Origin of the sequence: Chryseobacterium sp. SIMBA_029 (assembly GCF_046535275.1) — a bacterium.
Lineage (GTDB): Bacteria > Bacteroidota > Bacteroidia > Flavobacteriales > Weeksellaceae > Chryseobacterium.
This window is the reverse complement of record NZ_JAWRXA010000448.1, coordinates 1-263: the sequence shown is the minus strand read 5'-3', so window position 1 is coordinate 263 and position 263 is coordinate 1. Positions and strand designations below refer to the sequence as shown.

Annotated in this window: 1 protein-coding gene; it reads left to right on the top strand. The window is 35.4% G+C overall.

All coding sequences use genetic code 11. From position 1 onward, the window contains the following. A partial coding sequence (locus SB679_RS24785) for a hypothetical protein (RefSeq protein WP_410704951.1) occupies positions 1-263 on the top strand: 263 nt, incomplete at both ends.

Sequence of the window (263 nt, the reverse complement as noted above, 5' to 3'; positions counted from 1 at the left end):
ATTGGGATTTGGATTCTAAAACTGTTACTTCTGGCGGAGATAAAAGAGAAATCAACCAAAAGCTTGCTAAATTCAAAATTTCCATTGTAGATGCTCACAAAAATTTCAATGAGCATTACAATCGTGTGCCGACAAAAGAAGAACTAAAGGCAGTTGTTGGTAATGCGGTAGAGGGGAAAGAACTCAACAAGGTGCAAAAGAACAAGAAATCTTTTGATGATGTTTTTCAAGAGTTTATGAAAGTGACTGAGCTTAAAATCATG